This is a genomic window from Variovorax sp. VaC1, assembly GCF_043658315.1.
Lineage (GTDB): Bacteria > Pseudomonadota > Gammaproteobacteria > Burkholderiales > Burkholderiaceae_C > Variovorax.
Genome location: NZ_JBIGLT010000004.1, coordinates 618,438 through 636,330, shown reverse-complemented (window position 1 = coordinate 636,330; position 17,893 = coordinate 618,438). Strand labels below are relative to the sequence as shown.

General features: G+C 68.9%; 15 protein-coding genes. 8 read left to right on the top strand and 7 right to left on the bottom strand.

Going from position 1 to position 17,893, the window contains the following annotated elements; translation table 11 throughout:
- The first annotated feature begins 13 nt into the window (after positions 1-13).
- The 7 genes from ACGLHS_RS19790 to ACGLHS_RS19760 all read left to right on the top strand — a co-directional run bounded on the left by ACGLHS_RS19790 (position 14) and on the right by ACGLHS_RS19760 (position 10,411).
- Positions 14-2,899: a type VI secretion system Vgr family protein gene (locus ACGLHS_RS19790; RefSeq protein WP_394482438.1), complete on the top strand. Its 2,886-nt coding sequence runs from the start codon at positions 14-16 to the stop codon at positions 2,897-2,899.
- Between the two features lie 12 nt (positions 2,900-2,911).
- Entirely contained in the window at positions 2,912-5,509 is a 2,598-nt protein-coding gene (locus ACGLHS_RS19785) for a DUF2169 domain-containing protein (RefSeq protein WP_394482436.1), read from the top strand.
- Complete coding sequence (locus ACGLHS_RS19780) at positions 5,509-6,567, top strand: pentapeptide repeat-containing protein (protein WP_394482434.1); 1,059 nt, start codon at positions 5,509-5,511, stop codon at positions 6,565-6,567. Before ACGLHS_RS19785 ends, ACGLHS_RS19780 begins: the two co-directional genes overlap by 1 nt.
- Positions 6,564-7,274, top strand: coding sequence for a DUF3540 domain-containing protein (locus tag ACGLHS_RS19775; RefSeq protein ID WP_394482432.1), 711 nt, complete (start codon positions 6,564-6,566; stop codon positions 7,272-7,274). The genes ACGLHS_RS19780 and ACGLHS_RS19775 overlap by 4 nt, the downstream gene beginning before the upstream one ends.
- A 9-nt stretch (positions 7,275-7,283) precedes the next feature.
- On the top strand, positions 7,284-7,679 hold the full coding sequence (locus tag ACGLHS_RS19770; protein ID WP_394482429.1) for a DUF4150 domain-containing protein: 396 nt from the start codon (positions 7,284-7,286) through the stop codon (positions 7,677-7,679).
- A gap of 151 nt (positions 7,680-7,830) precedes the next feature.
- Positions 7,831-9,531, top strand: coding sequence for a type VI secretion system-associated FHA domain protein TagH (gene tagH, locus ACGLHS_RS19765; RefSeq protein ID WP_394482427.1), 1,701 nt, complete (start codon positions 7,831-7,833; stop codon positions 9,529-9,531).
- 61 nt (positions 9,532-9,592) lie between these two features.
- Positions 9,593-10,411, top strand: a complete 819-nt coding sequence (locus ACGLHS_RS19760; RefSeq protein ID WP_394482425.1) for a PP2C family protein-serine/threonine phosphatase — start codon at positions 9,593-9,595, stop codon at positions 10,409-10,411.
- A 75-nt stretch (positions 10,412-10,486) separates the two neighbouring features.
- Here ACGLHS_RS19760 and ACGLHS_RS19755 read toward each other — a convergent pair whose 3' ends face one another.
- From ACGLHS_RS19755 to tssA, 5 genes are all read right to left on the bottom strand, one after another.
- Positions 10,487-10,858, bottom strand: a complete 372-nt coding sequence (locus ACGLHS_RS19755; RefSeq protein WP_093247421.1) for a hypothetical protein — start codon at positions 10,856-10,858, stop codon at positions 10,487-10,489.
- A gap of 73 nt (positions 10,859-10,931) precedes the next feature.
- Positions 10,932-11,417 (bottom strand): type VI secretion system tube protein Hcp, encoded by a 486-nt coding sequence (locus ACGLHS_RS19750; RefSeq protein ID WP_093247422.1) that lies wholly within the window; start codon positions 11,415-11,417, stop codon positions 10,932-10,934.
- 170 nt (positions 11,418-11,587) lie between these two features.
- Positions 11,588-13,081 (bottom strand): type VI secretion system contractile sheath large subunit, encoded by a 1,494-nt coding sequence (tssC, locus tag ACGLHS_RS19745; protein ID WP_093247423.1) that lies wholly within the window; start codon positions 13,079-13,081, stop codon positions 11,588-11,590.
- Positions 13,082-13,112: 31 nt separating this feature from the next.
- The gene (gene tssB / locus ACGLHS_RS19740; RefSeq protein WP_093247424.1) at positions 13,113-13,628 is read right to left on the bottom strand and encodes a type VI secretion system contractile sheath small subunit; all 516 of its coding nucleotides are present in this window, start codon (positions 13,626-13,628) and stop codon (positions 13,113-13,115) included.
- Positions 13,629-13,679: 51 nt separating this feature from the next.
- Entirely contained in the window at positions 13,680-14,717 is a 1,038-nt protein-coding gene (gene tssA / locus ACGLHS_RS19735) for a type VI secretion system protein TssA (protein ID WP_394482421.1), read from the bottom strand.
- Positions 14,718-14,788: 71 nt separating this feature from the next.
- On the opposite strand from tssA, the gene tssJ reads away from it, so the two are divergent.
- Positions 14,789-15,301 carry a type VI secretion system lipoprotein TssJ gene (gene tssJ / locus ACGLHS_RS19730; protein ID WP_394482419.1) on the top strand — a complete coding sequence of 171 codons (513 nt, stop codon included), beginning with the start codon at positions 14,789-14,791 and terminating at the stop codon, positions 15,299-15,301.
- Positions 15,302-15,318: 17 nt separating this feature from the next.
- On the opposite strand, the gene ACGLHS_RS19725 is transcribed toward tssJ, so the two are convergent.
- Positions 15,319-16,503 carry a type VI secretion system protein gene (locus tag ACGLHS_RS19725; RefSeq protein ID WP_394482417.1) on the bottom strand — a complete coding sequence of 395 codons (1,185 nt, stop codon included), beginning with the start codon at positions 16,501-16,503 and terminating at the stop codon, positions 15,319-15,321.
- A complete protein-coding gene (locus ACGLHS_RS19720) occupies positions 16,500-17,825 on the bottom strand; it encodes a DotU family type IV/VI secretion system protein (protein WP_093247428.1) in 1,326 nt (441 codons plus the stop codon). The genes ACGLHS_RS19725 and ACGLHS_RS19720 overlap by 4 nt, the downstream gene beginning before the upstream one ends.
- Positions 17,826-17,893: the final 68 nt, after the last annotated feature.

Below are 17,893 nucleotides of genomic sequence, written 5' to 3'. Positions count from 1 at the left end.
AAGAGACACCGACATGGCCGACCACGAGTTCCGCATCGAAAGCGATTCGCCCGCCAACAAGGACCTGATGTTCTGGCGCATCGTGGGCCACGAGGCGTTCTCGCGGCCGTCGAGCTACGAACTCACGGTGCTGTCGACGAACCGCGCCATCGACCCGCGGGCGATTCTCGGGCGTGCGTTCGACGTGGTGATCGAGTTCCTGGATGCCGACGAAGGCAAGCACGAGCGCCATGCCCAGGGCCATGCGGTGCGGTTCGCGCGCGGCGCGCAGATCGGGCGCTTCTTTGAATACCGCATCAGCCTGCGCTCGTGGTTCTGGCTGCTCACCAAGCGCACCAACTCGCGCATCCTGCAAGAGAAGCCGGTGCTCGAAGTGCTCGACGCCGTGTTCGAAGACAGCCCGATCAAGGCCGTCAAGAAGATCAAGACCGACGGCGTGACCGGCCCGCATGCGCTGCGCCGCTACTGCGTGCAATACCAGGAGAGCGACTACCGCTTTCTCTCGCGCATCCTCGAAGACGAGGGCATCTACTACTGGTTCGATGCGCACACCGCGCCCGGCACCATGATGCTGGCGGACGTGACCGACATGGCGCACGGCGGCCTGCCGGTGAAGGGCGTGCTCGAGTTCGTGACGGCCGGCGCGAGCGAGGCGCGCTTCAACCAGATCGAGCGCTGGACCACGGCGCGCCAGCTGCAGTCGGGCAAGTACGCCTCGCGCGACGTGGACTACAAGGCCATCAAGCGGCTGCTGAGCACCGGCGCCGACGTGGCCGACAACCACGAGCTGGCCGACTTCGAGGTCTTCGAATACCCGGGCGGCTACTTCAACTCGGACGACGCCGAAGCCGTGCTGGCGGTGCGCGCCGACGAACTGGACACGCGCCACGAACCGCACTGGGCCGTGACGCACTGGCCCGACGTGGCGGTGGGCCACAGCTTCACCTTCAGCGGCGACCCCGACGGCGCGCGCGACGACGACTACATCATTGCCGGCTGCACCTTCGCGGCCACGCACCCCGGCTACGAAGGCCTGGGCCCCGAGATCGCCGTGCAGCCGATCCGCCGCGTATTGCAGGAAGCGCTGCTCGACGACGCCGTCAACTCCGGCTGCCTCGACGCCTTTCTCGCCATGATCGACACCACGCCCGCGCTCAGTGACAGCACGCGCGGCACCAGCACCTTCCTGATCACCGCGCTGTCGGCCAAGCAGGCCTTCCGCCCGCCGCGCCTCACGCCGCGCGTGACCATGCCCGGCCCGCAGAGCGCGATCGTCGTCGGCGCCAAGGGCAAGGAGCTGGACGTGGACGAGATGGGGCGCGTCAAGGTGCACTTCCACTGGGACCGCTACGACGACCGCGAGGAACACGGCGAAAAGTCGACCTGCTGGATCCGCGTGTCGCAGCCCTGGGCCGGCAAGGCGTGGGGCGGCTACTTCATGCCGCGCATCAAGCAGGAGGTGATCGTCGACTTCATGAACGGCGACCCCGACCGGCCGATCATCGTCGGGCGGGTCTACAACGACGACCAGCCGATTCCCTACAAGTCGCCCACCCAGAGCGGCTTCAAGACGCGCTCGACGCCGGGCGGCGGGCCCTCGAACTACAACGAGATCATGTTCGAGGACAAGAAGGGTCAGGAGCTGGTCAACGTTCATGCCGAGCGGAACATGTCGACCTCGGTGGAGGTGGACGACTCGCTCTCGGTCGGGCGCGACCAGAGCGAAACGGTGGACCGCGACCGCACCGCGCTGGTCAAGCGCAACGAGAAGAACACGGTGGCGGAGATACAGACCAACGTGGTGGGCATCTCGCAGAGCAACACCATCGGCGCGGGCGGCCAGAAGACGCAGGTGAAGGGCTTCCAGGAAAACATCTTCCATGCGAGCCAGAAGACCTCGGTGGTGGGCTTCCAGGCGCTCACGGTGACGGCCAACCAGAACGTGGCCATCGGCGGCTTCCAGGGCACGGTGGTGGGTGCGAACCAGGACGTGGGCGTGGTCGGCTTCCAGACCACCTCGGTGGGGGCCGACATGGCCTACCTTGTCGGTGGCAACACCAAGATGCAGAGCGGCGGCGTGCGCAACGACGTCACGGCCGGCAAGCATTCGATCATGGCCAACCAGATCAAGATGTTGAGCAACACCTCGCTCGATGTCATGGCCGTGGGCGACATCAACACCACCTCCATCGGCTCCAACACCACCGTGCTGGGCTCCAACTCGAGCGGCTACATCGGCTCGAACAGCGAGGCCAACCTGGGCGTCACGCGCTCGACCTTCATGGGCCTGAGCATGAGCAATGCGCTGGCCCTGGACGTCTCGAACTTCCTCGGCATCCAGATGGAGAACACGCTCGCGGTCAAGATGAGCAACGTGGGTGGACCCGACCTGACGCAGGAGCCGCTGTCGATCGACCTGGCCACCGTCAAGATCATCAACTCGGGGGCCGGTTCCGGGGCCGGGTCCGGCGCGGCGGTGGCCGGGCATGTCGCGGCGGGTGTGTTCGGTGCGATCTCGGCCATTCACGGCATCTTCGACATCAAGGCCACCTTCGACCAGTACCAGAAGGCCAAGACCGACCTCGAGACGGCCGCGCAGGAGGCGCGCGACCAGGGCCTGACGAATCTCGCCAGCCGGCTGACCCGGATGGCGGCCATCGCAGACCGGCGGGGGACCGAAGGCGCGTTGGCCATGATTCCTATCATCGGCGGCGTGGCGATGGAGATCGACGACCAGCTTCTCGGCGGCACCAATGCCAGCAGCACCGCCGATGCCCTGAAAACGAACGAGTCCTCGGCGGGCGCCCGCCCCGCCGCGCCGCCCGCGCCCGTCATCCCGGCCGTGCCGGACATGCCCCCGCTTCCGCCGCCCTACACGCCACCCCATGGCGGCTCCTGAGGCCGTTCGCGCATGCAAGTGACCAAGCCCCAGGCGCTCGGCCTGTCGACCCGGCCGGTGGAGTACCGAAAGCGCTTCGGCCTGTGCGTCACCGCCTGCCTGCACGTGCCCTTTGCGCAGGGCGAGCGCGGCGCGCTGTGGAGCGAGCAGTCCATGTGGGACTTCCTGTCGCAAGAGATGGCGGTGCCGCTGATCGATGAAGGCGTGGCCAAGCTCACGGCCGAGTTCCTGGTGCATGGCCGCGCCTTTCCGCAACCGGGGCAGCCCGCCGCCTGCGCCGTGCGCGCGCGGCTGGGCACGCGTGAAAAAACCTTGCTGGTCTTCGGCGAGCGCCGCTGGGACGGCGCACAGGCCACCGCCCCCGAGCCCTTCGCGCAGATGCCGATCGACTGGGCGCATGCCTACGGCGGCGCGGACTTCGCCCTCAACCCCGCGGGCAAGGGCCGTGCGGCGCAGGGTGGGGCGCAGTGGCTGCCCAACATCGAGCGGCCCGACGCCCGCCTGCTGCGGCCCGACCACGCGGTGCCGCCCGCGGGATTCGGCGCGCTCGAACCCATGCATCCGCAGCGCGCGCAATACCGGGGCACCTACGACGCCGGCTACCTGCAGGCGCATGCGCCCGGGTTTCCGCCCGACCTGGACTGGCGCCACTTCAACCTCGCGCCGCCGGACCAGTGGTTCGACCAACCGTTGCGCGGCGACGAGCCTTTTGCCTTCGATCACATGCATGCGGCGCAGGCGCACATCGAAGGCCGCCTGCCGGGCCTTTGCGCGCGCGTGTTCGCGGGCTATCGCACGGGCGAGGGCAGCGAGCCCAAGCTGCGCGAGGTGCCGCTGCGGCTGACCACCGCGTGGTTCTTTCCGCATGCGGAACGCGCCATCCTGCTGTTCCAGGGGCTGGCCGAAGTGGCCACCGACGACGGGGCTGATGTCGTGTCGCTGATGGGCGCGGTCGAGCGGCTCGGCGAGCGCCGGAGCGACGCGCACTATGCGGACGCGATCGCGCGGCGCGCCGATCCGCGCACCGGCAGCGTCCACATGCTGCACGACGGCGACTTGCTGCCCGATGGGCTCGACACCTTCGATCCCGCCGTCGAAGCCGCGCGTGCGGCCTTCGCCATGGACGGCCTGCAGGGCGAGGCGCAGTTCCTGCGTGCCGAGACCGACGTGGCCCTGGCGCGCGAAGAGGTCCGTGCCCAGGGACGCGACCCCGATGCCCTCGGCATCAAGATGCCGGTGCGCGAGAAGGTGCCGACCGGCGCGGAACTCGCGCCCTACGTGGAACGCCAGATGAAGGAGGCCGAGCGCCAGCAGTGGGCCGCGCTCGAAGACGCCGTGACGCAGGCAGAAAAGGCGCTGGCCTTCGCGGCCGAGCACAAGCTGCCGCTGGCCGCGCTGCAGCATCGCGGGCCGCCGCGCTTCAGCGCCGAAGGGCGGTTCGACGCGATGCGCGCCGACTTCGCGGCGCAGGGCAAGGCGGTGAATGCCGCCGCCGTCTACCCCGCGCTCGTGCAGCAGGAGGCTGCCGAGCGGCTGGCCTACCGGCAGTCGGCGCATGCGCAGGCACCGGCCGACCCCATGCCGGCAGCCGAGGCGCAAACGCTGCGCGGCGAGATTGCGCGGGCCGCGGCCCGCGGCATGCGCTACTTCGAGAACATGGACCTCACGGGCGCCGACCTCTCGGGCCTCGATCTGCGCGGTGTGAGCTTCGCGAGCGCGTGGCTGGAGAGCGCCAACCTGTCGAAGTCCAATCTGTCGGGCGCCGACTTCTCGGGTGCCGTGCTCGCGCATGCCGACCTGCGCGGTGCCGTCGGCGTGGGCGCGAAGTTCGCCGACGCCAACCTCGGCGGCGCGCAACTGGCCGGCGCGGTGTTCGACGAAGCCGACCTGCGCGGCGCGGTGCTGAGCGGCTGCCTGCTCGCCGGCACCCAGTTGCGTCGCGCACAGCTGGCCGGCGCCCAACTGCTCGACACGAAATGGGGCGCGGCCGACTGGAGCGGCGTGCAGGCGGCACGCCAGGTGTTCTACAAGCTCGACCTTCAGGGCCTGGTGCTGGCCGAGGCCGAACTCAGTGACTGCAACTTCATCGAGTGCAACCTGAGCGGCTGCGACCTGCGCGCCGCACGGCTGCAGCGCGGCAACTTCGTCGGCTGCAAGCTCGACGGCGCGCGGCTGGCCGGCGTTCAGGCCGAGGGCGCGGTGTTCGTGCAGGGCTGCAGCCTCGCCGGTGCCGACCTGAGCGGTGCACAACTGATGCGCTGCAATTTCGGCGAGACCCAGCTCGAAGGCGCGCGGCTCGTGCAGGCGCGGCTCGACGGCGCCAACCTCACCGGCGCCCGCTTCGCGCGCTGCGACCTGCGCCTGGCCAGCGCGGCGGGCGCCATGCTGCGCAAGGCCGTGCTGCGGCAGGCTGTGATGGCGGGCATGAACCTCTCGAACGCGGTGATGCACCACGCCGACCTGCGCGGCGCCGACCTGCGCCGCAGCAATCTCTTCGGGGCCGACCTGTCGCGCGTGCGGCTCGATGGCGACGTGCGTTTTGAAGACGCCATGCTCAAGCGCGCCCGCACCTGGCCGCGCCTGACGCCGGAAGAACAGGCCGCGCCATGATGAGCCCCGAACTGCTGTCGATGGCCGTCGCCATCGGTGAACCGGTCGTCGGCATGGACCTGGGCAAGGGCGCCTATGCGCGCGCCGCGCTCGGCGGCGCCGTGTTCTCGCGCACCCGGCTGGCCGAAGCCGACCTGCGCGGTGCCGACTTGCGCGAAGCCGTGTTCGAGCAGTGCGACCTGCGCGGCGTGCTGCTGGCGGGCGCCAACCTGCGGCGTGCGGTGTTCGACCACTGCACGCTCGACCATGCCGACCTGCGCGGCGCCAACCTGCATGCCGCGCTGTGGACCGAATGCCAGGCGCCGCATGTGCAACTGGCCGACGCGCAATTGAGCATGGCGACGCTGACCCGCTCGCGGCTCGACCACGCCGTGCTGCGCGGCGCGAACCTCGACTCGGCGCTGCTCGACGCCACGAGCCTGCTCGACGTGTGCGCCGACGGTGCCCACTGGCGCCAGACCACCGTGTCGGCCTGCGACCTCACGCTGCTGACCTGGGCCGGTGCCACGCTGCTGCGCGTGGCCTTCATCGGCACCGACCTGCAGGGCAAGTCGTTCGCGCGGCTGCAGGTCGAAGGCTGCCAGTTCCTGAATTCGCAACTCGCGCGCGCCGATTTTTCCGAAGCCGGCATGCGCCAATGCAACTTCCAGGGCGCGACGCTCGACGGCGCCTGCTTCGCCAAGGCGCGGGCCGCGGGCGCGCTGTTCTGCGAAGTGCAGGGCGAGAAGACGGACTTTGCCGCCGCGCAACTGCGCCAGGCGCTCTTTACCGGGGCGCGCCTGCCCGGTGCCAACTTCACCGGCGCCGACCTCTACCAGACGCACTTCGCCGGTGCCCGGTTGCCGCGCGCGCAACTGGCCTCGGCCGAACTCACCTACGCCGACCTCAGCCATGCCGACCTGTCGGGTGCCGACCTGCGCGAAGCCGCGATGTTCCGCACCGTGCTGCACGGCGCGAACACGCAGGAGGCGCGCATGACCGATCGCGCCCGCGCCATCGAAGAAGACCCCGACCTGGCCGCCGCCGAACGCTGGCAACCCATGGAGCAGACCTCATGACCTCACCATCGAACGCCACCCTTTCGTCATCGCCCGCGCGCAGCCGCCGCAAGGCCCGTGCGGCCGCATCGCCGCAGCCGCAACAGGCGCAGCAGCCTCAACAGCCGCAGGCGATTGCCGCCGGCTGGTGCGTGGGTACCGTCAGCGCCTGCGGGCCCGAAGGCTTCGCCGTGCTGAGCGGCACGCTGCAGCGCAACGGCCGCCGCGCCGCGAGCTGCCTGCTGGAGCCGCGCGTGGGCGACAGCGTCGCCTGCATGGAAGTGGCGCCCAAGGAGCTGTGGATTCTTGCGGTGCTGCAGCGCGAAGGCGGACAGGCCCACGTGCTGCGCCTGTCCGGCGACACGCGCGTGCAGGTCGACGACGGCGCGCTCACCTTCGCGGCGCCGCGGCTCGCGCTGCATGGCGACCAGCTCGAAGTGCGCGCGCGTGAAGGGCGCATGGCGGTGGAGTCGGTCGAACTCGTCGGCCGCCACCTGCGCGTGGTGGGCAGCGTGGTCAAGCTGGTGGGCTCGGTGCTCTCGACGGTGATGGACCGCGTGAGCCACTACAGCAGGCACTACGTGCGCACCACCGACGGCACCGACCGCGTGGCCGCCACGCACGTCGAGTGCGAGGCAAAGCAACTGCTGCGCCTGTCGGGCGAGCACACGCTGGTGAACGGCGAGAAGCTGGTCAAGACGCGCGGCGGCCAGATCCATTTCGGCTAGGAGCCCATCGTGTTCGCCAACTGCCAGATGATGGGCACCGACATGGGTTTTCCCGATGTGTGCATCACACCGGCCGCGCCCTCGCCGATTCCGGTGCCGTACCCCAACATCGCCATGGGGCCGATGGCCATTCCCAACTGCCCGACCATCCTGGTGATGGGCGCGCCGGCGCACAACCTGGGCACCGTCATCCCGATGACCAACGGCGACAACGCGGGCGTGATGCTGGGCGTGGCGTCGGGCACGGTCATGGGGCCCAGCCGCCACGTCACCGCCGCCTTCACCGTGCTGCTGCAGGGCATGCCGGCCACGCGCCTGACCAGCGTGTCGATACAGAACAGCACCAACTGCCCCGGCGTGCGCGTGGTGCCGAGCCAGGCCTTGCTGCTGCTGCTCTCGCCGTGAGCGGGCGCGGCACGCGGCACGCGACATCCAATGGCGCAAGGCATACCTCTTACGGCGAGATTGCCAACGTGTCCCCCGGAATGAATACTCCCTGTGAGTCTTTTCGTTCGCGTGTGCGAAGGGTGTATGGGCGTCGCCCGGGGGCCGGTTCATGATCCAAATCGCTGTTATCACCCGGCAAGGCACGCCCGCGGGGCAGCCCATGGTTGCCGAGTTCGGACCGCAGGGCGGCACCATCGGACGCGCCGACACCAACACGCTGGTGCTCGACGACCCCGACCGCACCGTGTCGCGCGTGCATGCGCAGGTGCTGTGCCGCGACGGCCACTACTTCATCATCGACCGGGGCAGCAACCCGATGCAGTGCAACGGGCAGTCGCTGGGGGCCGGCAACGAGGCTGCGCTGACGGACGGCGCGCACCTGGTCATCGGCAGCTTCGAGCTGGGCGTGCGCGCGGTGGCCGCTGGTGCCGGTGCCGGCGCGGCGCCGGCCGTCGAGGCGATACCGCAGACAGTTGCAGCGCCATCGAGCGACGATCCCTTTGCCGACCTGCTCGCCGGCCTCGGTTCGCCGGCCGTGGCCAAGCCTGCCGTGCCTGCGGCGTCTGCGCCACCAGCCGATGCGATGCTGTTCCCCGACCCGATGGAAAGCGGCTCGCGCAACGCGCATGCCGCGCAGGTCGACCCCTTCGCGAACCTGCTGGGGCCCACGCCCGCATCGGCACCCGCCGCCGGCCTGGGTGCGCTCGACGACTTCTCCGATCTTGGCGCGCCACCCGCGCACGGCAAGGCGGCAGGCATCGATGCACTGTTCGGCGGCATGGACAGCGGTGGTGGCATCGGCGGCGATCCGCTCGCGCTGTCGCCATTGGCCGACCCTTTGCTGCAGCCGAACACGGCCTCGTCGGCAGATCCGCTGGCCGCGCTGCAGCGCACCGCGCCGCCCACGCCGACACCGCGATCGGACCACCTGCCGATCGACCGCTTCGGCTTCACGCCGCCGAAGGCCATGGCGCCGCCGGTGCCGCCCGCACCATTGCCTGCGGAAGAGCTGCCGCGGTTCGACGACATGACAGGGCTGCCGATCCGCATCAGCGGGCCGGAGCCCACGGGCAAGCTTGCCGAGGCGCCGGCGTTGCCGCCGATGCCTGTGCCCGCACCAGCACCGGCACCGGCACCGGCACCGGCACCGATGCCCGTGCAGCATGCTCCCGCGCCAATCGCAACGCCAGCCGCACCGCGCGCCGAACGCGCCGCATCCGACGACGAACTGCTCGCCGCCTTCCTGCGCGGCCTGGCCAGCACGCACCAGCCGCCCGAGATGCTCACGCCCGGCCTGATGGAGCGCATCGGTTCGATGCTGCGCAGTGCCACCGAAGGCACGCTGCAGCTGCTGCTCACGCGCCAGGAGTTCAAGCGCGAGGTGCGGGCCGAGGTCACGATGATCGCGGCGCAGGCCAACAACCCGCTCAAGTTCTCGCCCACGGTCGAGGTGGCGCTGGCCCATCTGCTGGGCCCCGGCGTGCGCGGCTTCATGCCGCCCGAGGCCGCGATGCGCGACGCCTTCAACGACCTGCGCGCACACCAGTTCGGCGTGATGGTGGGCATGCGCGCGGCGCTGGCGCACGTCATCGCGCGCTTCGAGCCGGCCGAGCTGGAAAAGAAGATCAGCGCGAAGTCGGCGCTCGACGCGCTCTTCAGCGCCAACCGCAAGGCCAAGCTGTGGGACCAGTTCGTGGCGCTCTACGGCGGCATCGCGAGCGAGGCGGAAGACGACTTCCACAGCCTCTTCGGCAAGGCTTTTCTCGAAGCCTACGAAGAACAGATGGCGCGCCTGAAGTCGGACACCTGAGAAGAAGACCACGACGCACGGCCACGACAACGACAACAACAGCACACGCGAGGCACCCCGCTTGGAAATCGAAATCGTCACGCTCTCCCGGCAGGGCGGCCGCAGCTACAACGAAGACGTGTTCGGCCACTGGCACGACGAGCGCTATGTCGCCTGCCTGGTGGCCGACGGCGCGGGCGGCCATGGCGGTGGCGACGTGGCGGCGGCCACGGCGCGCAGCAGCGTGCTGGGCGGCTTCTCGGCCGCGCCCGGCCTCGACGAAGCGGTATTGCGCGGGCTGGTCGAGCAGGCCAACCGCGACGTGGTGGCGCGTCAGGCCGAGGGCGGCAAGCTCGCAGGCATGCGCTCGACCATCGTCTTCGCGGCCATCGACCTCGAAAGCCAGGCGCTGGCCTGGGTGCACAGCGGCGACAGCCGCGCCTACCTGTTCCGTGGCGGCGCCATCGTGGCGCGCACCACCGATCACAGCCTGGTGCAGCAGATGGTGGCCGGCGGCATGCTCGACGAAGAAGGCGCGCGGCTGCATCCGCAGCGCAACATGCTGCTGTCGGCGCTGGGCTCCATCGAGGAGGCGCCCGACATCGCGGTGTCGGACCGCATGCGCCTTTTGCCCGGCGACGTGCTGCTGCTGTGCAGCGACGGCGTGTGGGAGCCGCTGGGCGACGAGCTGCTGGTCGACACGCTGCACGCCGCGCGCACGCCGAGCCAGTGGACCGAGCTGCTCGACGCGCAGATCAAGGCCCATGCCAAGCCGGGCCACGACAACTACACGGCACTGACCCTGTGGGTGATCGAGGACGACGGCGATGACGTCACCCAACTGCTGCCGGCGAGCGTGGATGATGAAGAGGGAGAGACGATGCCGGCACCGGCGCCGTAGCCGCGCAAACGGCAAAGTTGCCTGAAGCGTGCCCCGCAAAGAGGCTCGCTTCAGGCAACGCCCTGCACGGTGCAATCAGGGATTGAAGGGGTTCTGGGCGCGATGCCACGCGTCCATCGAGCGAACCGTCTTGATGCCGCAGATCGAATCGATCTTGCCGGCGTAGTTCTTCAGGTCTTCGCCGTTCTTGTCCTGCTGGTACTTGTAGAACCACACGGCGACGGACGTGTCCTGGTTGTACACGTCGCCCGTCAGGGCGTCTCCGTAGGGCAGCTTCTCGCCGCCGAAGGTGCCGCTGAAGTAGTCTTTCAGAAGCTCGTGGATCTTGCGCACGTGCGGACCCTTGCCGTTGTAGTTCGGCAGGATGTGGGCGGAGTTGTGGTTGGCGGCGGCGTTCAGGCGCTGGTCGCCATAGAACAGCCAACTGGTGCATGAGTAGTTGGACATGGGATCGCTCCTTGCGTCGGGCTGGCAGGCACCCGGGCAGCGGCCAGGCCGGCGCGCTGCCCGATGGGTGGCTTCAGTTTTCCGCCTTGCCCTTTTCGGTGTCCCACTTGAACTCCGGACCCGCGCTGAGCTTGCCCGTGCTGTCCTGGACCTTGTATTCGAACTTGATCTTCTTGTAGGAGCAGGAGACCGATTCCGACACCTCGCCGTTCTGGATGCCGCTGACCTGCACGCTGGTGATGAAGACGTGCTCCAGCGTGATGATGATGTAGTCCTCCTGCTTGCCGCCGGCCTTGCGGCCGGTGAGCTTGAGCTCGTCCAGGTGCGTGCCCGAGGCGCAGCGCTGCGCCAGGTTGGGCGACTGCTTGCCGTAGTGGGCGGTGAAGGTCAGGTCGGCCGGTTCGGCCTTGCCGCTGCCGGAGCCGCCGCCGCTCTGGGCGCTGCTGTGGTTGCTCACGGCCCACGTCCAGCTCGTGATCTCGATTTCTTTTTCGTGGTTTTCCTTGCCGGACTCGCCTTCGACGCCTTTGGGCTTGACGTAAAAGTCTGAAGCTGCCATTTCAATGCTCCTTGATGATGCCCATGGGTTGCGGGCGGGTGGTTGATCGACTGTGAGGTGACTGCCCCCGGTCCGTTCGCCGAAGCTGCGTTGCGGGAGCTACATGGAGAACGAAAAAGGGGGCGCCGGTTTGAAGCGCCGGCCCGTAAAAACAGGCGCTCTTTTCCGGCTTACTTGGCGCCCTTGGCCGAGGGCAGCTTGGACACCAGCCGCAGCGAGACCGTGAGGCCCTCGAGCTGGTAGTGCGGGCGCAGGAAGAACTTGGAGGTGTAGTAGCCGGGGTTGCCCTCGACCTCTTCCACCACCACTTCGGCGGCGGCCAGCGGCTTGCGCGACTTGGTTTCTTCCGACGAGTTGGCGGGGTCGCCGTCGACGTAATTCATGATCCATTTGTTGAGCCAGCGCTGCATGTCCTCGCGCTCCTTGAAGCTGCCGACCTTGTCGCGCACGATGCACTTCAGGTAGTGCGCAAAGCGGTTGCAGGCAAAGAGGTAGGGCAGGCGCGCGGCCAGATTGGCGTTGGCCGTGGCGTCGGGGTCGTCGTACTCGGCGGGCTTGTTCAGCGACTGCGCGCCGATGAAGGCCGCGAAGTCGGAGTTCTTGCGGTGGATCAGCGAGAGCAGCCCGGCCTTCGACAGCTCGGCCTCGCGCCGGTCGCTGATGGCGATCTCGGTGGGGCACTTCTGGTCGACGCCGCCGTCGTCGCTCGGGAAGGTGTGCAGCGGCAGGTTTTCCACCGCGCCGCCCGACTCGATGCCGCGGATGCGCGAGCCCCAGCCGTAGAGCTTGTACGAGCGGTTGATGTTGGTCGCCATGGCATAGGCCGCGTTGGCCCATGCGTACTTGCTGTGATCGGCGCCGGCCGTGTCTTCCTCGAAGTCGAACTCTTCCACCGGGTTGGTGTTGGCGCCGTAGGGCGTGCGCGCCAGGAAGCGCGGCATGCACATGCCCAGGTACTTGGAGTCGTCCGACTCGCGCAGGCTGCGCCAGCCGGCGTACTCGGGCGTGAGAAAGATCTTGGTCAGGTCGCGCGGATTGGCCAGCTCCTGCCACGACTCCATCTGCATCAGGTTGGGGCTGGCCCCGGTGATGAAGGGGGCGTGCGCCGAGGCCGCGATCTTGGCCATCTCGCCGAGCAACTCGACGTCGGGCGGGCTCTGGTCGAAGTGGTAGTCGCCGACGATCGCGCCGAAGGGCTCGCCGCCGAACTGGCCGTACTCCTGCTCGTAGATCTTCTTGAACATCGGGCTTTGGTCCCAGGCCGCGCCCTTGAACTTCTTGAGGTTCTTGGCCAGCTCGGTCTTCGAGATGTCCATCACCCGGATCTTCAGGTGCTCGTCGGTCTCGGTGTTGTTCACCATGTAGTGCAGGCCGCGCCATGCACTCTCGAGCTTCTGGTAGTCGGGGTGGTGAATGATCCGGTTCACCTGGTCGGTGAGCTTGGCGTCGATCGCGGCGATCATGGCCTGGATCGACTTGGTCACGTCCTTGCCGATGACGGTGCTGTTCGCCAGCGCCTGCTGCGCGAGCGTGAGCACGGCGGCTTCGACGGCGCTCTTGGCTTCGTCGCTGCGCGGCTTGAATTCCTTTTGCAGCAGCGACGAAAAGTCGCTGCCCGCGTACGCGACATCTTTCAGCGCGCTCTGTTCGAGTGCTTCGGCCATGGTGATCTACTCCTCGTTGCTCAAATGGGATTCAGGCGGCCGGGGTGGTGCCGTCTTCGGGTTTCTTGCTCGCGGCCAGGGTCTGCAGCAGGGCCGGGTCTTCGAGCACCTTGGCCAGCAGGTCTTCGGCGCCGCCCTTGCCGTCCATGTAGGTCACGAGGTTCGACAGCTGCGTGCGCGCCTCCAGCAGCTTGTTGAGCGCGCCGACCTTGCGTGCCACGGCGGCGGGCGAGAAGTCGTCCATGTTCTCGAAGGTGAGTTCGACCTTCAGGTCGCCTTCGCCGGTGAGCGAGTTCTCGACAGCGAATGCGGCGCGCGGCTTCATGGCCTTCATGCGTGCGTCGAAGTTGTCGACGTCGATCTCCAGGAACTTGCGGTCGGCCACCGGCGCGAGCGGGTCGGCCGGCTTGCCCGAGAGATCGGCGAGCACGCCCATCACGAAGGGCAGCTGGATCTTCTTCTCGGCGCCGTACAGCTCCACGTCGTATTCGATCTGGACCCGTGGCGCCCGGTTGCGGGCGATGAATTTCTGACTGCTCTTGGCCATGGAGATGCTCCTTGCGGGTGTAAATGGGGTGCGGGTCGGGTGCTGTCGCGGTTACTCGGAAGGGCGCCTGCCCGTCACGGTTTCGATGGTGTCCATCGCGTTGGGCGCGAGGTTGGCCATGATTTCGAGAAAGCTCACGCCGATGAGCTTCTTGGCGCGCTCGATCAGCAGCGGCGCGGGGTTGCCGGGCTCGGACTGCTCGAGGTAGCGGATCACGCGGTCGAGCATCTGCACCGCGTCCTGCCGGCTCTGGATCTCGCCGCTCGGGGCGGCAGGGCGGGCCGTGGTGCCGGCCGCCTGCGATCCGTCGGCTCCGGCGTTGGCATCGGTGGCTGCATCGCCTGCAGCACCGGCGCCGACGCCGCAGGCCTTCTTCAGCACGCGTCCCACGGTGCGAAGCGGTGTCAGGTCGATCGCGTCGGAGCGGCCGGTGCGATCGACCAGCAAGGCCTGCAGCCTGTCGAGCAGCGCGAGCACGTTCGTCGCGGCCTGCAGCAGCTCGGGGCTCGATGCCTGGATGGCCTCGATGCCGCCCTGCACCTGCGAGGCCGAGTAGGTGGCCTCGCCGCCCACCGCGTCCAGGATGTTGTGGGCCACGGCAATGTCGCGCACGCGGATCGGCCCCACGCCGGGGGCCATGCCCACCTGCGCGTCGTACAGCTCGCGCAGCATCGTCTGGCCTTCGTCGCAGAAGGGGGCCAATGCGTTCAGCCGCATCGTCGGGTCGTTGTCGTCGTCGGCATCCAGCTTTGGATGTATGCCTTCCCAGAAGGTGTCGAGCAGGCCGTTCAGCAACTGGAGCCCGGCGACGAAGCCGGCCACGCCCTGCATGCGCGTGGCGGCGCGCAGCAGCAGCACGGCAACGCGCACGTCCTTGCTGCGGCGCAGGATCGCGTCGCACTGTTCGGCCACCGCGCGCCACTCGGGCTCGACCGCGGGGATCACGGTGTCGCCGAACTGCTGCTCGGGCTTGCCTTGCGCGGCGGCCACGAGCGCGATGAAGTCCGGGTCGTACTCCAGGTCGTCGCCGCATGGCGAGGCCTCGCCGATGGGCGCGAGCAGTGCTTCGACAAGTTCGTGAGTCAGCATGTTGCCTGTTGGAGTTCGCTGGTGATAATCAAAGATGCGTCAGGACCGGTCAATGCAACGAAGGGAATAGCATGCGCACGCTCGGTACACACCATTCGTCCTATGGAGGCTTTCTGGCCGCTGCTTCGCGGCGACGCATCGCAGCCTTCGGCCTTGCTGCAGCGGGTCTTTTGATCGCGGGCTGCGCGAGCAAGCCGGTGGTCACGCCGGTGTCGATCACGCTGGCGGCCGGCGCCGATGCCAACCCCGATGCACGCGGGCGCGCATCGCCGCTCACGGTGCGCGTGTATGCACTCAAGTCGTCGGGGCCCTTCGAAAGCGCCGACTTCTTCTCGCTGTTCGAGAAGGACCAGGCCACGCTCGGCGCCGAACTCGTGCAACGCGAAGAAGCGCTGCTGCGGCCCGGCGAAAGCAAGAAGATCGACCTCACGCTGCCGGCGGACGCCAAGGCCATCGGCGTGATGGCGGCGTTTCGCGACCTCGACCGCGCACGCTGGCGCGAGGTGCGCGCGGTGGAGCCGGGCAAGCCGCAAACGCTCAACGTGACCTTCGGCGCGCGCCAGATCCGCATCGACGCGAAGTAGGCGCGGCGCGCCGGTTTTCACGGTGCGCCCGCCGTGGTGTTCGATGCTGGGCGCCCTGGCCGCACCAGCGGCTGGTCGACCGGCAGGAAGCGCTCGAACAGGTCGCCGACGAAGGCGCCGCCGGTGGCTTGCGATGCCGATGCGGTGAGGTAGAGGCCCCGCCAGCGCGGCGCGCGCCTGCTCTTGCCGTGGCCCTCGAAGAGCACCTGCGCGAACGCGCGCAATGCGGGCTGCAATGCACGCACCGCTTCCACGAATTCATGGATCGCCAACCGGCCCGAGGGCCCGGCCTGCTCGCGCAGCAACGCCATGCGCAGGCCATGCAGTTGCCGGGCGATGGGGTCGAACACCGCATCGAAGCGCTCGCCGGCCGGCGTGTCGATGACGGGGGACGGATCGGTCAGGCGATGGCCCAGCACCTGTGCGAGCACTTCGGGCGGCAGCGCGCCGCGCAGCGTGGCGTAGCCCGCGAGCTGTTCGAGGCCGGTCACGACGAGGTAGGTGGGCAGCTGCAGGCGCAGGGTGTCGCTTGCTTCGTCGAGCGCGTGGCGCATCCGGGCGGCCAGGGGCATCAGCTCGGTGGCGTCCGCGTGCAGCAGCTCGCTGGCGCCGACACAGGCCACGAGGCCGTTCAGCGGCAGGCGCTCGCGCCGCTGCGCCAGCGCGAGCAGCGATTGCAGCCACAGGCTGCGCTGTGTGGGCGTGGCGGCCGCGTCGCCGACCGCATCGGGGTGGACCTCGATGGCCACGGTGGCGCCGGTCAGCCACCAGCGCCACCACCAGGCCTCGCTGGCGGATTCGCTGTCGGGGGCATGTGGATGTTCGGGCGCATGTTCGTGTGCACGTTCGTGTGCACGTTCGTACGCGTGCGCACGTTCGCCATGCGCGGTCGCAAAGAGGCCCAGCAGGTTGGCGGCGGCATCGCCGAAGAAAAGAAACCACGGCACGGGCGCGGCGGTTCGTCGCCATGGCGTGCGGCGCGTGGCTTGCTGCGTCTGCGCCATGTCTTCCTTGAGGGCGTCGAGGGCGGCCTCGCCGGTGTCGTCGGCCGGTGCGCCCAATGCCTCGATGCGGCGGCGCAGCGCACGGCGGCGCGCACCGCGGCCCGCGTCGTGCACCACGGCATACAGCAGCGCGAAGCCGATCGCGCACAGCGCCAGCAGGAGCCAGAAGCGATGGGTGGGCGACAGCAGGGCGTTCATCGCGCGACCGTTTCAAGGAACACGAAGTCGGCGATCAGCCGGTCGCCGTTCTTGCTGGCCGCGAGCACCTCGCGCAGCCGCAGCAGGTAGTCGGAGGCCAGCTCGTAGGGCGGCCGGTCGGAGGTTTCGCTGAACGGCATCGGCGCCGACAGCACGGTGATGAGTACGTTGCCGAAGGGCGGGCTGACGAGCCAGCTCGACGGAATGTCGCGGCCCAGCTCCAGCGTCTGGCCGGCGCGCAGCTGCGTGGGCGCCTGCCCGGTATTGAGGTGCATGACCGAGCCGTCGGCGGTGTAGTAGTCGACCCAGATGTAGCTGTCGTGGCGCGGCGCCACGATCTGCACGCGCACGTTGTCGCCTTCGCGCAGCTTGCCGTCGCGGGCCGACGGCGCGCTCACGTCGAGCCCGTAGGCCTTCTCGTGGTTGCGCGCCTGGTAGGGCTTGAGGATGGAGAACACCTCGCAGTGCGGCCACACGCGCAGGCCGACGTCGAAGCGCGGCGCCTTGACGCCGGGCATCGCGCGCACGTCGCGCTCGACCCGCGGCAGGTCGGCGGGCAGCGAGACGAAGCCGCTCACGTGCGTGCGGCCCTCCTTGTCGGTCGTCGCCGTGAGGTCCGCGCAGGCAAAGCTCTGCAGGTGCTGCTCGATGCGCTGCGTGAGCGCGGTGTCCGCCGCCGGTGGCCCGGTGGACCAGAGCCACAGCAGGTAGAGCAGCGGCAGCAGCAGGGCGAGGGCCGCGCCGCTGCGCAGCAATGCGCGGTCGCGCCGATGGGTGTCGTAGGGCCCGCGCGGATCGGGCACGCCGTAGGGCTGCGGCGTGATGTGGTCCTGCGCAAGGCTGCCGGTGGCCAGCGGCGGTGTGCGCAGCTGGTGGCCGTGCAGGTCCTTGAGCTTGCCGAGCTCGCCCTGGTCGCCGTCCTCGAAGTAGTACTGGCCCTTGAAGCCGAGCGCCAGCGCGTGCCAGTAGACCTCGCGCACTTCGTCGTCCTGCGCCGTCAGTGCCGAGAGGTGGTGGAAGAACTCGCTGTGCGCGTTGCTGGAGTTGAAGAGCTGCGCCTGCAGCGGCGGCGCGCCGCTGGCCGCGCCGGGGTGGCGCGCGAGGATCTCGTCGATCCACGCGACCATCGCGAAGGCGGCCGATTCGATCTGCGTCGCGGGCGTGCCCGATGCCTCGGCCTCGGCGCGCGCGGCGTCGAGCAGCCGGCGCGCCTGTTGCTGCGCCGCGTCGTGCGGTGGGGCGGGGCGGCCGCCTGCCAGCGCGGCATCGAGCGCAAGACCGAATGCGATGAATGCCGAGAAGCAGTCGAACAGACGGGCCATGACTGCGCCCGCTCAGTCGTGCGTGGCAAATGCGAAGGATGCCTTGCACCGGCGTCTGCAGCGATGGC